A 4,985-nucleotide genomic window follows, 5' to 3' on the forward strand; every position below is an offset into this window, starting at 1 on the left:
ACACCCGATCAAACAAATCAGTAGCGAACTCAACGGCACCGTCCAGACCCGCTGGACCGCCCACATTGTCGAAACGCTCCGACAGTCCCACGGAGAGGTCGAACTTCGCCACGGCGCTGTCGAAGCGCTCGATCTCGACATCGAGGCCCGGGAGCTGGAGGATCGGCCGGCTCTGACTCTGGAAGGCCAGTGCCACCTGGAACAGGGGGTGCCGGGACACCGACCGGACCGGGTTCAGCACCTCCACCAGGTGCTCGAACGGAACATCCTGGTTCCCAAAGGCCCCCAGGTCCGCCTCTCGCACCCGCTCCACCAACTCACGGAACGTCGGGTCACCCGACACATCCGTCCGCAACACCAGCGTGTTCACGAAGAACCCGACGAGGTCCTCCAGAGCCTCATCCGTACGCCCCGCCACCGGCGAACCGATCGGGACGTCTGTCCCCGCACCCATCCGGAACAGCAAAGTCGCCAGCGCCGCCTGCACCACCATGAACACACTCGCACCCGACTCCCGGGCCAGCTCCGCCAGGCCAGAGTGGACGTCTGCTGCCACCTCGAAGGGGACACTGTCACCTCGGTACGAGGCGAACGCGGGTCGAGGCCGGTCGAAGGCCATTTCCAACTGAGTTGGTAGCTCGGCTAGTTGCTTCTTCCAGTAAGTGACCTGCCTACTCATCAGGCTGTTTGGGTCGGAGTCGTCGCCGAGCAGGTCTCGCTGCCACAGCGCGTAGTCCGCATACTGCACCGGCAGCGGCTCCCACTCGGGAGCCTTCCCGTCGATCCGCGCCTCGTAAGCCCACGCCACATCCCGGGCCAGGGGCTCCATGGACCAGCCGTCACCGGCGATGTGATGCAACACCACCACCAGCACGTGCACGTCCTCCGCCAGCGCAAACAGCCGCACCCGCAGGGGGACACCAGCTGTCAGGTCGAAACCGCTCCTCACCTCCGTGGCGACGGCTTCCGGCAGGTCGGTCTCGGACACCAGGGTGGCGATCAGCGACGGGCATGCCTCCTCCGCGGCCACGATGTGCTGGTGCGGCGAGCCGTCGGGGCCTTCGGGGAAGGCGGTTCGGAGGCTCTCGTGCCGCTCGATCACGTCTAGCAGTGCGGCGGCCAGGGCCTCCTGATCCAGTGCGCCGGTCAGCCGTAGGACGACGGGCATGTTGTAGGTGGCGGCCGTCGCCCCCTCGAAGCGGTTGAGGAACCACAGGCGTCGCTGGGCGAACGACAGCGGCACCTGGGCTGGCCGGTCCATTGGTACCAGCGGGGTCCGAGCCTGCTCGGCGCCCGCCGCCCACTGTGCGAGCAGGGCCACGGTGGGACGCTCGAACAGGACACGCAGCGGCATTTCCGCTTCGAGGACCGCGCGGACGCGGCTGACCACGCGGGTGGCCAGCAAGGAGTGGCCGCCGAGGTCGAAGAAACTGTCGTCGACACCGACCCGCTCCACACCGAGCACTTCGGCGAAGATCTCGGCGAGGGCCTTCTCACGAGCGTCACGCGGAGCGCGATGCGTCTGCTGCTGGAACTCCGGCGCGGGCAAAGCGCGGTGGTCGAGCTTGCCATGCGCGGTCAGCGGGAGTTTGGGAAGGAGTACAACAGCGGCCGGGACCATGTATTCCGGCAGGCGTCCGATCAGGTACGCGCGGACGGTTTCCGATTCGAGTGCCTGCCCGCTCTCAGCCACCGCATAGGCAATGAGGCGTTTGTCGCCCGGGGTGTCCTCGCGGGCTATGACGGCGGCCTGAGCGATGTCCTGATGTGTCAACAGGGCGGCTTGGATCTCGCCGGGCTCGATGCGGAACCCGCGGATCTTCACCTGTTCGTCCGCGCGGCCGAGGAACAGCAGCTGCCCGTCGAACGTCCACTTCGCCAGGTCCCCGGTTCGATACATCCGCTCCCCGGCCCCGAAGGGGGACGCTACGAACCGTTCGCCAGTCAGCGACGGGCGGCCGACGTAGCCGCGCGCCAGCGCATCGCCGGCGACGTACAGCTCCCCGGCGACCCCGACCGGTACCAGCTGCAGCGCCTCATCCAGCACGAACAGGCGGGTGTTGGCGATCGGGGTACCGATCGGTACGACCCCGTCGTTGACCGCCTGTGGTGTCAGTTCGGCAGTGGCCACGCCGATCGTGGTCTCCGTGGGCCCGTAGTGGTTGAACACCCGCCGACCCCCGGAGGTGGCCGTGGCCACGAGCTCTTGCACCCAGCCGGGCGTCGCGGCCTCGCCGCCGAGGACCAGCGACTGCATGGGCAGCAGCGACTCGATACCGGCCGCGGCGGTCAACGCCGCCAGATGCGACGGCACCGCCTTGAACGCATCAATCCGGTGTTCAGCAAGGTAGCTGGCCACCGCCTCCGGCTCGGTCACGGTATCGGCGTCCAGCACGTGCAGCCGGCCGCCTGTGGCGAGGCTGGTGAACACCACCGTGTTGCCCAGGTCGGTCACCTGCGCCTGCAACAGCCCATACCGCGCCCCCGACGATGTCCAGCCCAGCCGCGCCGACACCGAGGCGACGTAGTTGGCCAGCGACCCGTGCGTGACCGCCACACCCTTCGGCGTACCCGTCGACCCCGACGTGTAGATCACATACGCCAGCCCGGCCGGATCCAGCACCACCTCGGGCGATGCATCGGCATAGCCGTCCAGGAGGGTGGTGGTCGCCGGGTCATCCAGCGCTACGGTCCGTGCCTGCTCGGCCCAGAGATCACCCAGGACTTCCTGGGTCGCCAGCACCAGCTGCGCCCGGCTGTCGGCCAGTATGTACGCCACCCGCTCCGCGGGCAGTTCCCCATCGATCGGCAGATACGCCGCCCCTGCCTTCCATACCGCCAGGATCGCCGTGATCATCTCCACGCGACGCCGCAGGCACAACCCCACCACCGACTCACGCCCAACACCCAGATCACGCAGATAGCACGCCAACCGGCTCGACGAGGCATCGAGCTCCCGATACGAGAGTTCGACGCCCTCAGCCGACACCGCCACCGCGTCCGGGACGGCATCCACCTGCCGCTCGAACAGCTCCACCACCGTCACACCATCGCACCGGCCACCACTCCACTCCCCCACCAACGCACGACGCTCATCCCCCGACAACACCTCGACCAACCCCACTGGCCGATCAGGCTCCCCCACCAACCCCCGCAACAACCGCTCGAACCGAACCACAAACCCGTCAACAGTCCCCCGGTCAAACACATCAACCGAAAAACCGAACACACCCGACAACCCAGCCGGCCCACCCTCACCATCAAAAACCTCGCCAAGGTGGACCGAGAGATCGAACTTCACCGCGCCCGACGCGGCGGGCTCGCTGTGGAGAACGAGACCGGGCAGGCTGAGTTCCGGTGCCGTGTTGTTCTGGAAGGTCAGCATGACCTGGAACAGAGGGTGCCGGGACATGGAGCGGACGGGGTTGAGGACCTCCACGAGGTGCTCGAACGGCACATCCTGGTTGCCGTATGCGGAGAGGTCTGCCTCCCTCACCCGGCCAATGAGTTCGCGGAAGGTCGGTTCACCTGAAAGGTCGTTACGCAACACCAGCGTGTTCACGAAGAAGCCGACGAGGTCGTCCAGCGCCTCGTCCGTACGGCCAGCCACCGGTGTGCCGATCGGGATATCCGTCCCGGCACCCAGCCGGGACAGCAGCGCAGCGAACGCCGCCTGCACCACCATGAACACACTCGCGTCCGACGCGCGGGCGAGTTCCGCGATGCTCCGATGCAGCTCCGCGTCGAGGGTCACCGGGACGGTTCCGCCCTGGTATGAGGAAGCGATCGGGCGGGGCCGGTCGAAGGGAAGGTCCAGCTGGTCGGGGAGGTCCGCGAGTTGCTCAGTCCAATACGCGACCTGCTTGCTGATCAGGCTGTCCGGGACGGACTCGTCGCCGAGCAGGTCGCGCTGCCACAGCGCGTAGTCCGCGTACTGCACCGGCAGAGGCCTCCAGGCCGGGACGCGACCGCCCACGCGTGCTTCGTAGGCCAGGGCGACATCACGGGCCAGCGGGGCCAGTGACCAACCATCACCCGCGATGTGGTGGAGGACGACCACCAGGATGTGCGTGGTGTCCTCGACCGCGAACAGCTCCGCACGCAGGGGTGATTCGGCTGTCAAATCGAAACCACGGCGCGCGGTCAGCGCGACCGCCTCCGGCACCCCGTCCTCGCTGATCTGTCGCACGGGCAGGTCCACCGTAGCGTCCACAAAGTCGAGGACGCGCTGGTACGGGGTGCCGTCCGGGCCCTCCGGGAAGACGGTGCGCAGGCTCTCGTGGCGCGCGACCACGTCACCGAGCGCCGCCGCCAACGCCTCCCGATCCAGCCGACCGGTCAGCCGCAACGCGATCGGCATGTTATACGTAGCCGATTCCGATCCCTGGATCCGGTTGAGGAACCACAGACGCCGCTGAGCGAACGACAACGGTACCTCCGCCGGACGAAGCGTCGGCTCCAGCTGGGGACGGGCACCCTCGGCGCCTGTCATGCGGGCGTTCAGCTGGGCGACGGTCGACGCCTCGAACAGTGCGCGCGGCGACATCTCCACACCGAAGACCGCACGGATGCGGCTGATGACGCGGGTGACGTGGAGCGAGTGGCCGCCGAGGTCGAAGAAGCTGTCGTCGATGCCGACCCGCTCCACTCCCAGCACCTCCGCGAAGACGGCGCAGAGAGTCTCCTCACGAGCGTCCCGCGGGCCGCGTGCTCGCTGTGCGTCCTTGTAGCCGGGGGCGGGGAGTGCACGCCGGTCGACCTTGCGGTGCGCGGTCAATGGGAGTTCGGGAAGGACCACAACAGCGGCCGGCACCATAAACTCCGGCAGCACCGAGCCCACGTAACGGCGCACGTCAGCGCCTTCAAGACTGTCCTGTCCACCGGCCGGCACGACATAGGCGACCAGCCGCTTCTCACCGGGCTGGTCTTCCCGGGCCATCACCGTCACCTGCGAGACCTGTGGATGCCCGGCAACCACCGCCTCG

General features: G+C 67.7%; 1 protein-coding gene. It reads right to left on the reverse strand.

Annotated features, from left to right (window positions below; translation table 11 throughout):
• Window positions 1-4,939: non-ribosomal peptide synthetase (locus tag BIV24_RS30730; protein ID WP_245767021.1), on the reverse strand; the 4,939-nt coding region annotated here is incomplete at its 3' end.
• Window positions 4,940-4,985: the final 46 nt, after the last annotated feature.

Origin of the sequence: Streptomyces colonosanans (genome assembly GCF_001866645.1) — a bacterium.
Taxonomy (GTDB): domain Bacteria; phylum Actinomycetota; class Actinomycetes; order Streptomycetales; family Streptomycetaceae; genus Streptomyces; species Streptomyces colonosanans.